This window comes from Photobacterium sp. GJ3 (genome assembly GCF_018199995.1).
Taxonomy (GTDB): domain Bacteria; phylum Pseudomonadota; class Gammaproteobacteria; order Enterobacterales; family Vibrionaceae; genus Photobacterium.
The window spans coordinates 2,289,974-2,305,284 of record NZ_CP073578.1; the positions used below are offsets into that span (position 1 = coordinate 2,289,974).

The window sequence follows — 15,311 nt, forward strand, 5'->3', positions numbered from 1 at the left end:
TAGAAAAAAAACTTGCGGATGATATCACAAAATATAGAACAATGAAGAAAAGGCCCACACAATTAGTGAGAGCCAAATCATAGTATTTGTGAAAGTTAAGAAAAAGTTACCAGGACTGCGTATGGTGGCGGATCAGGCTTTCCATCATGTTGATATGGGCCGGGCTGTCATTGAGGCAAGGAATCAGATTGAAGCACTCGCCCCCCGCTTCCAGGAAGGCTTCCTGACATCCCTCTGCGATTTCTTCCAGCGTTTCCAGACAATCAACCGAGAAGGCCGGACAAATGACATCCAGCCGCTTGACCCCCTTTTGAGCCAATTCAATGATCGTGGGTTCCGTGTATGGTTTCAGCCATTCTTCCCGGCCAAAAATAGACTGATAACTCATGCTCATTTTCTCGCGCGGCATCGCCAGAGCTTCAGCCAGTAACGCTGTGGTGTCGTTACAATGCACCGGGTACGGATCGCCTAAATCCGCATAGCGTTTCGGGATACCATGATAAGAACAAAGCAGGTAATCCGGTTGACCGCGCTCATCCCAAGCCGCCTGTACCGAGTTAGCCAACGCTTCAATATAAGCCGGGTGGTCCTGATAATGATTGATGAATCTCAGCTCAGGCAGGTAAGCAGCCTGCTTCAGGCTGGCTGCAATCTTGTCGAACACAGCCGCTGTTGTGGTGCGTGAATATTGCGGATAGAGCGGCAACACAACAATTTTCTGACACCCCTGATCCCGGAGTGACGCCAATGCCGACGGAATACTCGGGTTCCCGTAAGTCATCCCCAGAGCGACCGGCAAGCCCAGCTGAGATTCCAAGGCCGCTCGCTGACGCTGAGAATAGACCATCAGCGGGGAGCCCTCTTCCATCCAAATCGACTGATACAGCTTCGCAACTTTGGGGGCGCGAATCGGCAGAATTGCGCCATAAAGCGCCGGACGCCAGATCAATGGATTCAAATCAACCACACGCTGATCACTCAAAAACTCAGCGAGAAACCGTTTTACAGCGCCAGAAGTCGCTTCATCAGGTGTACCCAGGTTCACCAAAAGTACGCCAATACCTTTATTCTCCATCATCACCTACATTCGAGTTTCTTAATCATTGTCAGTGCTGACCGCAGTGTACCATTAAGCTTTTGATTTGCCTTCCCTCATTTCCGATCCCGCGCCGCCAGTCGTCAGCCATCACAGTGGATGCGCCCGCAGGGATTCTCAGGCACAAAAAAAGCGGAAGACTTTCGCCTCCCGCTTCTTGATCCGGCTGAACGCTGAGCCCGAATCGACTCAGTCAAAACCGCTTGATTACTGAGCCAGAGATTTGCCCAGTTCAGCACTGACGTCAGCCACTGGCTGAGTGCCGTCAATCTTAATATAAGTGGTGTGACCCGCTTCCGCTTCTTTGCTGTAGTAGCTGATCAGCGGTGCCGTTTGCTCATGGTAAACACCCAGACGAGCACGAACGGTCTCTTCTTTGTCGTCTTCACGAATGACCAGAGGTTCGCCGGTCACATCGTCCTGTCCTTCCACTTTGGGTGGATTGTAAACCGCGTGATAAGTACGGCCTGAAGCCAGGTGAACACGACGACCCGCCATGCGCTCAACAATCACGCTGTCTGGTACATCGAACTCAACCACGTAGTCTACTGCAACACCAATCTCTTTCAGGCCGTCTGCCTGAGGAATGGTGCGAGGGAAACCGTCCAGCAGGAAGCCTTTTGCACAGTCGTCTTCAGCAATACGCTCTTTGACCAGACCCAGAATAATGTCGTCAGACACCAACTGGCCTGCGTCAATCACGGCTTTCGCTTGCTTACCCAGCTCTGTACCCGCTTTGATTGCCGCACGCAGCATATCACCCGTTGAAATTTGAGGAATACCAAATTTCTCCATGATGAATTGTGCCTGTGTGCCTTTACCTGCACCTGGAGCGCCCAGAAGAATGATGCGCATCTTGATCCCCTTTTCTAGAATTTAGCCGGAGTTTTTGGAAAGTCAGAAAAATACACTGATTAGACCATCGTCGCAAGTCTGGTTCTGAAACGGCGCCGCGATTACATTCTTTATCAGCATACTCTTTGACACAAAACGGGCGCAGATCCCTTCTGCGCCCGTCGGCATGATTGAACTTACTTGGCCAGTAGCTGATTCACTGCCGCCAGGAACTGCGATGGGTCTTCCATCGAGCCTCGCTCAGCAAGCATCGCCTGCCCCAGCAACATTTCTACCCAGCGACCAAAAGCTTCTTCATCCGCTTCGTCCGCCATCCGGTTGACGACCGGGTGTTGTGGATTCAGTTCGAAAATGTACTGTACCTCAGGCGCGTCATGACCGGCAGCTGCCAGCAGTTTCGCCATTTGGGTACCCATTTCGTTTTCATCCGTTACCACAACAGCTGGCGTATCTTTCAGCTTAAAGGTCGTCCGCACGTCTTTCACCCGGTCACCCAGATAAGTTTTGGTGCGCTCAACCACGGAAGCAAATTCTTCTTCCGTCTGCTTCTGTGCTTCTTTCTCTTCCTCGTTTTCAAACTTGGACAGATCCAGACCCGCTTTGGTGATCGACTGGAACTGTTTGCCGTCAAACTCCGGCAGATAGCCCATCAGCCACTCATCAATGCGGTCGTGCATCAGCACCACTTCCAGCCCTTTTGCACGGAACTGTTCCAGGTGCGGGCTGTTCTTCGCCGCATTAAAGCTGTCTGCTGTAATAAAGTAGATCTTGTCCTGACCTTCCTTCATCCGGCTGACATAATCAGACAGTGAAACCGACTGCTCTGCTGTATCGTGATGCGTGGTGCTGAAACGCAGCAGGCCGGCAATTTTCTCGCGGTTCGCGAAATCTTCCGCAACCCCTTCTTTCAGAACCTGACCAAACTCTTGCCAGAACGAGGCATACTCCTCTTTCTTCGACAATTTCTCCAGCATCGACAGTGCACGCTTGGTACACGCCTTGCGCAGCGCCTGCGTGACTTTATTGTCCTGCAGAATTTCACGGGAGACGTTCAGCGGCAGATCATTCGAATCAATCAGACCGCGCATAAAGCGCAGGTACATCGGCATGAATTGCTCTGCGTCATCCATGATAAACACACGCTGAACATAGAGTTTCAGACCATGCTTGCTGTCACGGTTATACAGATCAAACGGTGCTTTTGACGGCACATACAACAGGCTGGTGTAATCCTGCTGACCTTCTACACGGTTATGGCTCCAGCTCAGTGGCTCAGCATAATCGTGGGAGACGTGCTTGTAGAATTCTTTATATTCTTCATCGCTGATGTCGGATTTACTGCGTGTCCACAGTGCCTGGGCTTTATTGACCTGCTCCCACTGTTTCCCGGTTTCCTGACCTTCATCATCGCGTTGCACCGTTTCCATCAGTACCGGAATACCAATGTGATCCGAATATTTGCTGATGATATTTCGCAGACGATATTCGCTCAGGAATTCTTTCTCATCCTCACGCAAATGCAGAATGATTTCTGTACCACGACCGGCTTTTTCAATGGTTTCAACGGTGTAGTCTCCTTCACCGGTTGAATGCCAGCGTACCGCTTCATCCGCAGCTGCACCGGCAGCACGGGTATTGACCGTGACCGCATCCGCAACAATGAATGACGAATAGAAGCCCACACCGAACTGACCAATCAGCTGGGAGTCTTTACTCTGCTCTTCGCTCAGTTTGGTAAAGAAATCCTTCGTGCCAGATTTCGCAATAGTGCCCAGATGCTCAATGGCTTCGTCCCGGGTCATCCCGATGCCGTTATCGCTGATGGTGACCGTACCGGCTTCTTCATCAAACGACAGACGGACAGCCAGTTCACCGTCATTTTCATATAACTCTGGGGCAGACAACGCACGGAAGCGCAGTTTATCTGCGGCATCGGAAGCATTGGAGATCAGCTCCCGAAGGAAAATTTCTTTGTTTGAGTACAATGAGTGGATCATCAAATGAAGCAACTGCTTCACTTCTGACTGAAAACCACGTGTTTCTTTATTTTTCTCTAAAGTTTGCTCGCTCATTAGAACTCCGTAATCAAGATTTACGTCCTTACTGACTCCTAAATAAGGTCCGTTCAATGTTTTTCAAGCCTGAGATGGTAAATTTCTGGCTGTCTGGCTGAAAGGTAGTCATTTGAATGCATCAGGTGCGATCCCCATCACTCAGTGCGGACCGATTGAGCCATCCCTTGTCAGGCTGCAGTCTTCTGCTTCGTTGTTTAGGGATACTCTTCTTCCGGTCAGACATCTATGATAAACAAGTCACTCTGAACAAATAGGCCGGGCATGGATCAAGCACAGTGTAAATTTCTGATTGGGAATCGATTTCTTTTTACCCCGCACCACAACAGCCTGGTGGACAAGGCTCAGCCAGACACGACGATCCATCTGGGAATCAATGAAAGCAAAGCGCTGAGCCTGCTGGTTCAGGAACCAGGGACCATCATTTCCCGCCAGCGAATGCATGACTTTATCTGGCGGGAACAAGGGTTTGAAGTGGATGACTCCAGTTTGACCCAAGCCATTTCGACGCTGCGGAAATATTTGCAGGATTCAACCCGTGCGCCGGTGTTCATCAAAACCGTGCCCAAGCATGGCTACCAGATGATTGCTGAAATTGATCGGCTGGATAGCATCCCTGAGCCAGCACATGTCCTGATATCTGAGCCACAACAAGTCGAAGTCATTGAAAATCTGCCGGATTCTGCACAACCGCTTCATGCAGAGTCTCCACCTCCCGCAAGCAGTCCTGCGGTGCTCATCCCGACGACACAGGCCAATTCGCCATTGCGGCGTCATATGATCAGCGGTCTGGCTGCTTTATTGCTCTGCCTTCTTCTTCCGCTATGGGCATATTTTACATCGCCGCCAACATCCAGCGCTTTCTCTCCTGCACTTACCGTCGGCAACATACCAGTGCTTACGCCCAGCCATGATCGGATACCTGAGTCCTGGTATCCCCTGATCCGGCAATGTCTTGCTCCGTACGAGCAACAGACATCAGACAAACCACTTCCGGTCAAAGCTGTGGTGACAGGCGGGGAGCACAATCAACTTTGGATCAATCTGATTTTCAGTCCTTCAGATTATCAGGACAACATGACCCTGACCATCGTGACGCTGAACCGACACAAGGAGCAACCATGCCGCATCCAGTAACGAAAAAAACGGTGAGATTCAGTCTGTACTGGCTCTTCATTGGCACTGTGCTCATACTGGTCGCACTGGGCAGCCTCTATTATTCCTTTCTGAGTGACCACAAACTGGCGCGCTTTCTGATGGCTCACGACTGGACGTCTTCAACAGTGACACACGTGTCTTCCAATGAATCACCCGGGCTGACAACCCTGAAACAAATGACCGAAAAGAATAATCTGATTTTCATGCCCAATCACACCTATTCAAGAGTGAGCCGGGTATCGATTACCAATCGCGATGCTGCGAGGGTCCATCTGACCATTACCGAGTTTGGACAATGGGCGGTCAGCGGCGGGTATTTGCAAATCCGCCCCATCCACTTTAATGAAATGAAAACCGGCGATGAAACAGCCTTTAATGCAGCACAACTTGCGACCATCCGTACCTACTTTCAAATCAATGCGGAACAAAGCAACCAGATTGATATTCTGAACCAAAAGTCGGTGCTGCTGACGGGACTGAACACCCGATCTCAAGTATTAAACGCACTGCCGTAATGCTGTTACGGCAGCCACCGCTCAGTTGAAAGCGGGCCATAAAAAAACCGACGTGGTCACGTCGGTTTCTTCGTTGAAATGCATGGCAGGTATACCGGGGGTCAGTAAAGTCTTTGCCGTCCGGCCAGAGAATGAGACAACGTTGTCCCATCCACCAACTCCAGTTCCCCGCCCACAGGTACACCATGAGCAATCCGGCTGGCCGGGACCTGATAAGCCTGACAAAGCTCTGCGATGAAATGCGCGGTGGCCTCCCCTTCAACCGTTGGGTTGGTCGCAAGGATCAGCTCAGCAATCGTCTCATTCTGTAACCGGTATTCCAGAACATCCAGACCGATGTCGCTCGGACCAATGCCGTCCAGCGGAGACAAGTGGCCCATCAGCACAAAATAACGGCCGGAAAACTGCCCTGTGGCCTCGACGGCCATAATATCTGCCGGGCTCTCGACCACACAGATCTGGCCACTTTCCTGCCGCCTCGGATTGTCGCAGATGGCACACACGTCTTCTTCCGTAAACGTACGGCAATCCCGGCAGTGTCCGATTTCCGTCATGGCTTTACCCAGCACATCGGCCAGCTGCAAACCACCCTGACGGTTACGCTGCAACAGGCTGAATGCCATACGCTGCGCTGATTTTGGCCCGACGCCGGGCAAACAGCGCAGCGCGTCCATCAACTGCTCAAGTAACGGACTGGTACGCATTGATTAGAAAGGCATCTTAAAGCCAGCAGGCAGGTTCATCCCGCCGGTCACGCTGGCCATTTTTTCTTTCTGCGCTTCTTCAATGCGACGGGCAGCATCATTGAATGCTGCTGCAATCAGATCTTCCAACATCTCTTTGTCGTCTTCCATCAGGCTGTCATCCAGCTCAACACGACGCACGCTGTGGCTGCCGGTCAGCGTGACCTTCACCATGCCAGCACCGGATTCACCAGTGACTTCCATGTTCGCGATTTCTTCTTGCATCTGCTGCATGCGCTCTTGCATTTGCTGCGCCTGCTTCATCATGTTCGCCATACCACCTTTACCAAACATATCTTCTCTCTCTATGGGTCTGGTTCATTTAAACGGGTCTTACGCTCTCTTCATCCAGCACAGCACTGAACCGCTGGCAAATAAAGGTCACGTTCGGATCCTGCTGCAGACTGGCTTTAGCCTGATCCAGTTTTTGCTGATAAATAAACTCACGCCATTCCAGCGGCGTTCGTCCATATTCACTTGGCTCTATCTGTAATTCTATCTCTTGTCCCATCATCTCAGCCAGTGCTGAGGTCAGCTGCATTCGTGCTTTTTGTGTATCCAGATGCTGCTGGGACGCGCGCAAGTGTAGTGTCAGGCGCGGACCATCCTGCTCCAGTGCAGAATTCAGTGCGAGCTGCTGAACCAGTCGATCCACATTCAACCGATCCGCCATATCCGACCAACTATCCTGCTTTGCTGCCTCGGTGACAAGTTGTTTTACCATCTCCGGCGTCTTTTCATGCGCCAGAGCCTGCTTCATTTCAGTGGGTGCAATCGACGCCGTTTCCTGAACGCTTTCGTCCGGCTGGAACATCGGCTGCCATTGATACGCTTCAGGCTTTTCCGGTTCTGTATTGTGTTGCTCCGGCGCCGTCGCTTGCCCTGCAGCAGGAACACGTCGGCCAGCATGCTGGCTGCTGATGCGTTCAAGGACATTGGATGCCGGTTTTTTGACCGGCGCCGGATCAATCTTTTTTGGCGTTGTTTCCTGTCCGCGTTTCGCCTGACTGCGAAGGCGGTTTCGGACTGCAAGCAGCCCGGATGCAGGGGATGCCGATGGTGCTTGTAGCGCTGGCGCAGTTTCCTGCACCGGAGCCGACGGATGTGATTCCACAGGTTGCGCATGTGGCGCCTGATCCTGCGGGACAGGACTCACAGCTGCTGCTTGCTCGATCATTTCCCGCGCCGGAGCCACTTCACTCGGCTGTGGCATCTCAGCCGGCGCCTTTGCAGGCGCTTGACCGGTCGTCGACGGGCCGGTTTGCGGCTGGACGGCCCGAGGCGCAGGTGCAGCGGAAGGAACCGCTACAGCCTGTGGCGTCAGATGCCCGGCAGCCACCGGACGAAATGCCAGCATACGCAGCATCACCATTTCCAGGCCCGTTCTGCCATCGGGTGCCAGTGGCAAATCCTGCCGGCCCTGAAGCGCAATCTGATAATGCAACTGAACATCTTGCGGCGGCATCACCTTACTGAGCTGAACAATGCGCTCAGCATCCGGTAACGTGCTGTCCAGCGACGCAGGCAAGACCTGATACATTGCCACGCGGTGTAACTGCGACGCCATTTCCGAAAGCAAGCTGTCCCAAGCAACGCCAACTGAGGCCAGTTCAGCCAGACAGGCCATCGCAGGCTCTGCCTGCCCTTCAGCCATGGCTTCGAGCAGATACAGCGCCTGTTCTGTATTCAGGGTGCCCAGCATACCAGACACGGTTTCCTGCGTGACCTGACCATTGCCCAGCGCAATCGCCTGATCCGTCAGACTGAGTGCATCCCGCATACTGCCTTCCGCAGCCCGGGCGATCTGGCTCAGTGCCTTCGCTTCAAACGATACAATTTCTTCTTGCAGCACGTGCGCCAGCTGTTGCTGAATTTGCGTTTGATCCAGGTGCTTTAAATGAAATTGCAGGCAGCGCGATAAAATGGTGACCGGCAGTTTCTGCGGGTCTGTTGTGGCGAGAATAAACTTCACATGTTCCGGCGGCTCTTCCAGCGTTTTGAGCAACGCATTAAAGCTGTGACGGGACAACATGTGTACTTCATCAATCAGGTACACTTTAAAGCGCCCGCGGGCAGGTTTGTACTGAACATTGTCCAGCAGTTCGCGGGTATCTTCGACTTTCGTCCGGGAAGCAGCGTCAATCTCTAACAAATCGACAAACCGGCCCTGATCAATTTCCTGGCAGGTGTGACACTGGCCACACGGGGTGGCCGTAATGCCCTGCTCGCAGTTCAGCCCTTTGGCAAACAAACGGGCAATCGTGGTTTTACCGACACCACGGGTTCCACTCAACAGATAAGCATGATGAAGTCGGTTATGTGTCAGCGCATTCGCCAGCGCCGTCAGGACATGGGATTGGCCCACCACATCTTCAAAGCGATGCGGCCGCCATTTTCGTGCCAGAACCTGATAACTCATGGTGTTCAATCCTACAGAATTCGATCATTCAGCCTTATCAAAATTCTGACTGAATCCAGTCGGCCATGCTAGCACAGCGAGAAAAGTGGCGCGAGAGAACTCAAAGGGAGTTTGTCTTGATCGGCGTGTCATTGATACCATTTTGACCAATCAAGACATCCTCCCAAAAGGCTGAGCGAAAACGTGTGATTAGTGGCCGTCGAAATCGCAGATACTGAAGACGTTCAGGCCCAAATCGCGCAAACGCTGCTGACCGCCGATCTCCGGCAGATTAATCACAAATGCAGCGTCCTCAACAATCCCGCCCAGACGACGCACCAGCTTGGTCGTCGCCTCGATGGTTCCACCCGTCGCGAGCAAGTCATCGACCAGCAGCACTTTGTCACCTTCAACAATCGCATCGGTGTGAATCTGCAGCGTATCCTGACCATATTCCAGATCATAACTTTCGCTGATCACCGCCCGCGGTAATTTGCCCGGTTTACGCACAGGCACAAAGCCGACTCCCAGCGCCAGCGCCAGTGGTGCGCCAAACAGGAAACCACGCGCCTCAGTGCCCACGACTTTGGTGATCCCTTTATCGCTGAACTGCTGATGGAGAATCTGCATCGTCGCGCGGTACGCTTCAGGAATTTCCATCAGGCTGGTGACATCACGAAACAGAATGCCGGGTTTCGGATAATCCGGAATCGTTTTGATGCTGTTTTTAATCAGGCTGAAGTCGTCTTGAACAGTTTTTACTTGGCTCATAGTCTCTTCCGTCTGCGGCTTCACAGGCTGCAGGTTATTAACAAGAGTTCCGGACCATTTTGCATGGGTCACAGAAGCAGTTTAGGCGCAAATAGTAGTGATTTTTGACAAGAGGGGCAACTTTCGGCCTGTAAACCAAGACACTGAACAACAGATCGGCTTCTCAGAGGCTGTTGGTTTCTCTGACGGGTAAACGGTTAAACCAGATCAAGAGTATGACTGCAATCCCGAGCAGTAATCCTTTGACCCAAGCCAGAGGCACAAAATAAATCGACAACGCGAAACTGAGCACAATCGTCACATTCGCCCGTCGTTTGACGGTACGGCTGACGGCACGATGCTGATGCCAGTTCTGTAAAACCGGACCAAAATGAGGATGTGTATTGAGCCAGTGATGGAGTCTGGGAGAGCCGCGCATAAAACACGCACTGGCCAGCAGAAGAAAGACGGTGGTGGGTAAAAGAGGAAGGAAAATACCCAAAATACCTAAGATAACGAAACACCAGCCGGAAACCAGCAATAAGGTTCGCCAGATCAGTTGTTTCACATTCCCTCTCTTTTACATTCAGCCTGATGCAGGCAACTTCTGACGGCAACCTTAGCTGCTGAGGATCCCCAGCCAAGTCAGGCTCGCAGGCAAAGTTGGCAGCAGCATTGCAATCAGGAAACCAATAAAGTACTTCAAATTATACGGTTCTTTGAAATCATGTTCCATTTTATCTTCCTTTTAGTCGGCTTAACGTGCTGAAAAGTCGTTAAAAGTGGCAATTCAGCCCCATAAAAACTGCCAAGCACTATAAAGCATTCGATAGTTAACAAAAACCGACAAAAAGAAGGGTTATTCTGCGCGTCCTTTGACTTATGTCATAACCAGCGGAGAAATTCAGCATAGACTGTGATCCAGTCTACAATGGAGCATCTCGATGAATAGTGAGTACCTGAAACAGCAATGTCTCCGGCTGGAGCAAGAGTATCAGTCGCTGTCGGCCTCGCTCTATGCCGCGTTGGAAAAACACCACCGGCAAACGCAGCCCGAATCCACAACCGCTGACTGTACGATCAACGAACTGCTGAAGTTCACAACCCTGAGCGCCGATCCTCAGCTCCGCCAGCATGCCCACCGGCTTGAAGCCATCGATGCCGCTTTATGTGCTATCCGACTGGATCTCTACGGGATCTGTGCCGACTGCGAAGAGCCCATCGAATCCGAGGTTCTGGCTGCCGATCCGGCACAGCCGCGTTGCCGCCAATGCCAGTCACACAGTAAATATCATCACCAGCGCTGAAGCTCAGCGCTGGTGTGGGCTGCCGCCCCCGTTTCACTTAAGGCTGCGTCTGCGATTTCATCCAGGTCTGGAAAGCTGCTTTCTCTTCCGGTTGTGCTTTGCTGTACCAGAGTTTCAGCTGTGCCAGTGCATCACCGGTCACTTCTACTTTGCCGCCCGCATCAACTTTGACGACGGCTTGCTGTAAATCGACAGCGTAGCCTTGCTCAAAGGTGATCCCGTTTTGGCGGTTATATTCAGCAACCAATGCTTCCATATCGCTGAACGCGGCAAAGCCATCTCCTTTCAGCTCCGTAAAAGCAAGCGTGCGCTGGCTGCCGTCTTCTAACATCAGGGTCCATTCAGGATCGCGCTGAAAATAAGCCTGCGCCTGGCTGTAGGCAACCAGCGCCGGCAAGCTGATCTCAGCGTCCTGCGACGGCATCTCCAGCTCAAACAGATACGGACGGGTGGTATACATGGTATTCCGGCTACCGTTTTTGAGCTCTTTATCGTAACGGACAACAATCTGATGTTTTCCCGGTGTCAGTTCAACCTCTGCTGCCTGAGACCAGAACGAGCCCTGCACCTGCTTTCCATCCACCACCAGAAGTTCAATGCCGTCGGTAACCGACAGCGTGGCCGCCTGCGCTTGCACCGCAAACAGGCTGGCCAGAAATATGATTTTTTTCATCGCCAATCTTCTATTTGTTATCACTTCAACTGAAGCTGTCTATGCTGCCATAATCAAGCGGTCTGCAATAGCCCGCTCGCCGACAAAAAGACAAGATACAAAAAAGCCGCCCAAAAAAGGCGGCTTTTGCAATCTCTGTATTCTGGAAAGAACCGTTCTTAGAACAGAACTTCCATACCAGCCACGTAGCCCAGGTCGTACTCTTTAACATCACCGTCAGCCCAGCCCAGTTCAGCATATAGCTTCACGTTGCTGTGCAGTTGGTGAGTGACGTTAGCGTAAACGTTGTTTGTTTCGTCAGCGTCAGCATAGACATAGCCCAGAGCAAAGGTATTTTTGCCCATGGTGTAAGAGCCTGCTGCTTCGATTACATCAGAATCACCAGCGTTATCAATATCTACATTACCGAAAGAAGCGGCCAGTGCTACTGCACCAAACACATACTCTGCTTCGATATTATAGGCATTTACATCAGCACCAGTTTTGTTCATGTCAGTAATAACGTCTTCAGACGCATAGTAGTAACCACGAACATCCAGACCACCGAAACGTGCACCCAGACGTGCATCAGTGATGCCGCCATTGTCGTTCGCATTGATGTCATGAGAAGCACCAAAGTAGAACTGACCGTTGTCATAAACGTATTTAACAACTTCGCTGCCCTGAGTTTTACCCAGATTCAGTTGCTCCAGACCCAGTTCGTAGTCTTTACCAATACCTGCATCATCAGTGATCAGGAACTGACGACCGAACGTCACAGTACCAAAGTCAGCGCCCTGGAAGCCCGCGTACAGTTCATCGTTGAAGAAATCTGTAGTATTGCCATTTGCATCAGTGTTTGACAAGTCAAAGCTCAGACCAGCAACTACGTTCAGGTTGTTGTTTACTGGAATAGTCGTGTTCAGCGTGATGTCACCATCATCCAGACGGATTGAAGGATCAGTATCTAGGCTTTTTTCAGTAATTTTTTTGGCGAACTGAACTTCAGCAGAACCTGACAGGTCAACCAGAACACCGTTCTGGTCCAGCAGGTTTACAGAAGCGTTTGCAGAGCCTGCAGCTAGTACAGATAGTGCAATTAGCGTTTTTTTCATGATATCCACTGCCTTTTCTTATGGATGGAATTCCTATTTCCAGAATCCCTTTTGCTTTTTTTATATCCCTTCCCGGCATACTTGGCTTCACACCTGTTTTTTGGTGAAAAGCACGCCATGCCAGAATGGCGTAACTTGCGAGACTCATCCTGACAGAGATTTTATTGTGATGTCAAATTCTCGCATTGTAACAACACGCTTTTATTACAACCTTTAAATTCAATCACTTAAACAAAAAACACAACAAAAAACTTACATACCCATACATATCACATGGAATTTAATGGTTACTTAATAGCGATAAAATACAAAATAATTCACTAAAAAACAGGAATTAAGAAACCAAAAATAAAAAACAAAGGACCAAAACACCAAAAGACACCAAATAAAACACCAAAGCAATCCAAACGCACACTGTATTAAATCCGGGTTCAATCTTATTTCGTGAGGAAAATCTCATTTCAAATCAAAACTGCCGAAGTCACAGGCAAACCACACCCTGACCGAGCATCGTGTTATAATGTATTTCCCTGCCCAGATTAAGTTTCAACCCATGCTTCATAACCAGATTAAAACAGACATAAAACAGTGCTATACCAACCTGAGTGGACAATTAGATCACTTTATTCCGCGTCGCGCGCAAAACTATCTGGTTGCTGAAATCGCAAAAACACTGGCAGGCGAATATCACGCAAAACATCGGATGCTGGTTGCGGAAGCCGGCACGGGGATCGGAAAATCACTCTCTTACTTACTGGGCTGTGTGCCCTACGCGCTGTTCCATAATAAGAAAGTACTGATTGCAACGGCGACGGTTGCGTTACAAGAACAGTTGGTCCACAAAGATTTACCGCTCTTTGCTCAGATTTTTCCGAAAGAGTTCAGCTTTATTCTGGCAAAAGGCCGACAACGCTATTGCTGCGCACACCGACTGGAAGCCAGTTGTCTGGGACAAGACGACAACCAGCTCGCGCTGTGGCAGGAAAAACCCAAAAAATCTGATCTCAGCCTGCTCAAGCGTCTGCTGGCTGCATGGCAGCAAAATAAGTGGGACGGCGACCGGGACAGTTGGCCGACAGTCATTCCCGATCGGGTCTGGCAACAAATTGTGTCGGACAAGCACAGTTGCAGTTCCGGCATGGCCAAACATCGCCAGTGTCCTTTTGCCAAAGCAAGGGAACATTTAGATAAAGCGGACATCATCATTGCCAACCATGCACTGCTGATGGCCGATCTGGAGCTGGGGGGCGGTGTTATTCTGCCGGAGCCGGAACAGACCATTTACACCATTGACGAAGCCCATCATCTGCCACAGGTTGCCCGCGACTTTTCTGCCGCGGCTGCCAGCCTGAAAGGTGCAGGAAACTGGCTGGAAAAGCTGAATCAGTCGGTGAGTAAGCTTGCCGAGCTGGCTGACCCGCAAAAAGCCGGCCGTTTTCAGAGTGCGCTTCAGGAATCGATTCAGCACCTGGTGCCCACATTCAGGCAGTTGTCCGGGCAAATTGATCCGGGCATGTTCAGTAAAGACGGCAGTTACCGTTTTCCCCATGGGGAGCTCCCTGCCTGGCTGGCGGAAGAAGCGCAAGGATGCCGGGATGCCAGTAAAAAGGCCCGGCAATCTCTGACCAAAATTCACGAGATGATCACCGAACGCCTGAAAGAGGATGAAGTCCCGGCTCGAACCGCTGAGCCTGCGTTATCGGAATCGGGGTTTTATTTGCAGCGCTTAGAAAATCTGGAAAAAGTCTGGACGCTGATGGCACAGCCGGACAAAGACTATGGCGCGCCGCTCGCACGCTGGCTGGAAAAAAGTCCGGAGCAGGAAGGCGACTATATTGTTCAGGTTTCACCGCTTGAGATTGGCTACCGACTGGATCAGCTGTTGTGGAGCCGCGCGGCGGGTGCCATTTTAGTGTCAGCCACACTGCGGGCCCTCAACCAGTTCAGCTATTTCTGCCGGCAGGCAGGCATTCAGGAAAACGAAGGCACGAAATTTCTGGCGCTGGCCTCACCGTTTGACTACCAGAACAACGGACGTCTGGTGATCCCGCACATGCGCTATGAACCCCAGGCTGAACAATTTACCGATCTGCTGATCGACACCCTGCCAGAATATCTGGAAGGAGAAACAGCCAGCCTGGTTCTGTTTGCTTCATACTGGCAAATGAACAAAGTCGCAGAATCCATTCGGCCCCTATGCCAGAAAAATGGCTGGGATCTACTGGTGCAGGGGGAAGAATCACGCAGTATTCTTCTGGACAAACACAAGCAGAACTGTGATCAGGGCAAAGCCAGTATTCTGTTCGGCACTGGCAGTTTTTCTGAAGGGCTTGATTTGCCGGGCCATTTGCTCAGAAATTTAATTATCACCAAAATTCCCTTTGCCGTACCGACCTCCCCGGTTGAAGAAGCGCATGCAGAATACATTGAAAGCCGGGGCGGCAACCCGTTTTTACAGATCGCCGTCCCGGAAGCCAGTAAAAAGCTGATTCAATCTGTCGGGAGATTGCTGCGAAAAGAGCAGGACTTTGGTAGAGTTGTGCTGCTTGACCGTCGGATCATTTCAAAGCGTTACGGCAAAGCACTGCTTGATTCATTGCCCCCATTTAAACGCGTAATAGAACACGCCATCGAACGAAAATGATAATTC

General features: G+C 51.1%; 14 protein-coding genes. 4 read left to right on the forward strand and 10 right to left on the reverse strand.

Going from position 1 to position 15,311, the window contains the following annotated elements:
• Positions 1–106: 106 nt before the first annotated feature.
• The 3 genes from hemH to htpG all read right to left on the reverse strand — a co-directional run bounded on the left by hemH (position 107) and on the right by htpG (position 4,023).
• Entirely contained in the window at positions 107–1,075 is a 969-nt protein-coding gene (gene hemH / locus KDD30_RS10315) for a ferrochelatase (protein WP_211649830.1), read from the reverse strand.
• A 228-nt stretch (positions 1,076–1,303) separates the two neighbouring features.
• Entirely contained in the window at positions 1,304–1,951 is a 648-nt protein-coding gene (adk, locus tag KDD30_RS10320; RefSeq protein WP_211645797.1) for an adenylate kinase, read from the reverse strand.
• Positions 1,952–2,127: 176 nt separating this feature from the next.
• Positions 2,128–4,023 carry a molecular chaperone HtpG gene (gene htpG, locus KDD30_RS10325; RefSeq protein WP_211645798.1) on the reverse strand — a complete coding sequence of 632 codons (1,896 nt, stop codon included), beginning with the start codon at positions 4,021–4,023 and terminating at the stop codon, positions 2,128–2,130.
• A 264-nt stretch (positions 4,024–4,287) separates the two neighbouring features.
• Here htpG and KDD30_RS10330 point away from each other — a divergent pair, with 264 nt between their 5' ends.
• Both KDD30_RS10330 and KDD30_RS10335 read left to right on the forward strand, forming a co-directional pair.
• Positions 4,288–5,160, forward strand: a complete 873-nt coding sequence (locus KDD30_RS10330; protein ID WP_211645799.1) for a winged helix-turn-helix domain-containing protein — start codon at positions 4,288–4,290, stop codon at positions 5,158–5,160.
• Positions 5,145–5,696, forward strand: a complete 552-nt coding sequence (locus KDD30_RS10335) for a regulatory protein ToxS (protein ID WP_211645800.1) — start codon at positions 5,145–5,147, stop codon at positions 5,694–5,696. The genes KDD30_RS10330 and KDD30_RS10335 overlap by 16 nt, the downstream gene beginning before the upstream one ends.
• Before the next feature lie 101 nt (positions 5,697–5,797).
• On the opposite strand, the gene recR is transcribed toward KDD30_RS10335, so the two are convergent.
• The 5 genes from recR to KDD30_RS10360 form a co-directional block, all read right to left on the reverse strand.
• Positions 5,798–6,400: a recombination mediator RecR gene (gene recR, locus KDD30_RS10340; RefSeq protein WP_211645801.1), complete on the reverse strand. Its 603-nt coding sequence runs from the start codon at positions 6,398–6,400 to the stop codon at positions 5,798–5,800.
• 3 nt (positions 6,401–6,403) lie between these two features.
• Entirely contained in the window at positions 6,404–6,733 is a 330-nt protein-coding gene (locus KDD30_RS10345) for a YbaB/EbfC family nucleoid-associated protein (protein WP_211645802.1), read from the reverse strand.
• 28 nt (positions 6,734–6,761) lie between these two features.
• Entirely contained in the window at positions 6,762–8,858 is a 2,097-nt protein-coding gene (gene dnaX / locus KDD30_RS10350) for a DNA polymerase III subunit gamma/tau (protein ID WP_211645803.1), read from the reverse strand.
• A gap of 189 nt (positions 8,859–9,047) precedes the next feature.
• Positions 9,048–9,608, reverse strand: a complete 561-nt coding sequence (gene apt, locus KDD30_RS10355; RefSeq protein WP_211645804.1) for an adenine phosphoribosyltransferase — start codon at positions 9,606–9,608, stop codon at positions 9,048–9,050.
• 163 nt (positions 9,609–9,771) lie between these two features.
• Positions 9,772–10,155, reverse strand: a complete 384-nt coding sequence (locus KDD30_RS10360; protein WP_211645805.1) for a YbaN family protein — start codon at positions 10,153–10,155, stop codon at positions 9,772–9,774.
• Between the two features lie 376 nt (positions 10,156–10,531).
• On the opposite strand from KDD30_RS10360, the gene KDD30_RS10365 reads away from it, so the two are divergent.
• Entirely contained in the window at positions 10,532–10,894 is a 363-nt protein-coding gene (locus KDD30_RS10365) for a TraR/DksA C4-type zinc finger protein (RefSeq protein ID WP_211645806.1), read from the forward strand.
• 37 nt (positions 10,895–10,931) lie between these two features.
• Here KDD30_RS10365 and KDD30_RS10370 read toward each other — a convergent pair whose 3' ends face one another.
• A complete protein-coding gene (locus KDD30_RS10370) occupies positions 10,932–11,567 on the reverse strand; it encodes a DUF2057 domain-containing protein (RefSeq protein ID WP_211645807.1) in 636 nt (211 codons plus the stop codon).
• 158 nt (positions 11,568–11,725) lie between these two features.
• On the reverse strand, positions 11,726–12,661 hold the full coding sequence (locus tag KDD30_RS10375; protein ID WP_211649832.1) for a porin: 936 nt from the start codon (positions 12,659–12,661) through the stop codon (positions 11,726–11,728).
• Positions 12,662–13,214: 553 nt separating this feature from the next.
• Between KDD30_RS10375 and dinG the strand changes: the two genes are divergently transcribed.
• Positions 13,215–15,305, forward strand: a complete 2,091-nt coding sequence (gene dinG / locus KDD30_RS10380) for an ATP-dependent DNA helicase DinG (protein WP_211645808.1) — start codon at positions 13,215–13,217, stop codon at positions 15,303–15,305.
• Positions 15,306–15,311 lie beyond the last annotated feature (6 nt).

Coding starts and splice junctions, on each gene's coding strand:
- htpG (WP_211645798.1), bottom strand. CDS start 4,023: ATGAGCGAGCAAACTTTAGAGAAAAATAAAGAAACACGTGGTTTTCAG.
- hemH (WP_211649830.1), bottom strand. CDS start 1,075: ATGGAGAATAAAGGTATTGGCGTACTTTTGGTGAACCTGGGTACACCT.
- dinG (WP_211645808.1), top strand. CDS start 13,215: ATGCTTCATAACCAGATTAAAACAGACATAAAACAGTGCTATACCAAC.
- KDD30_RS10365 (WP_211645806.1), top strand. CDS start 10,532: ATGAATAGTGAGTACCTGAAACAGCAATGTCTCCGGCTGGAGCAAGAG.
- KDD30_RS10330 (WP_211645799.1), top strand. CDS start 4,288: ATGGATCAAGCACAGTGTAAATTTCTGATTGGGAATCGATTTCTTTTT.
- apt (WP_211645804.1), bottom strand. CDS start 9,608: ATGAGCCAAGTAAAAACTGTTCAAGACGACTTCAGCCTGATTAAAAAC.
- KDD30_RS10345 (WP_211645802.1), bottom strand. CDS start 6,733: ATGTTTGGTAAAGGTGGTATGGCGAACATGATGAAGCAGGCGCAGCAA.
- KDD30_RS10370 (WP_211645807.1), bottom strand. CDS start 11,567: ATGAAAAAAATCATATTTCTGGCCAGCCTGTTTGCGGTGCAAGCGCAG.
- recR (WP_211645801.1), bottom strand. CDS start 6,400: ATGCGTACCAGTCCGTTACTTGAGCAGTTGATGGACGCGCTGCGCTGT.
- dnaX (WP_211645803.1), bottom strand. CDS start 8,858: ATGAGTTATCAGGTTCTGGCACGAAAATGGCGGCCGCATCGCTTTGAA.
- KDD30_RS10335 (WP_211645800.1), top strand. CDS start 5,145: ATGCCGCATCCAGTAACGAAAAAAACGGTGAGATTCAGTCTGTACTGG.
- KDD30_RS10375 (WP_211649832.1), bottom strand. CDS start 12,661: ATGAAAAAAACGCTAATTGCACTATCTGTACTAGCTGCAGGCTCTGCA.
- adk (WP_211645797.1), bottom strand. CDS start 1,951: ATGCGCATCATTCTTCTGGGCGCTCCAGGTGCAGGTAAAGGCACACAG.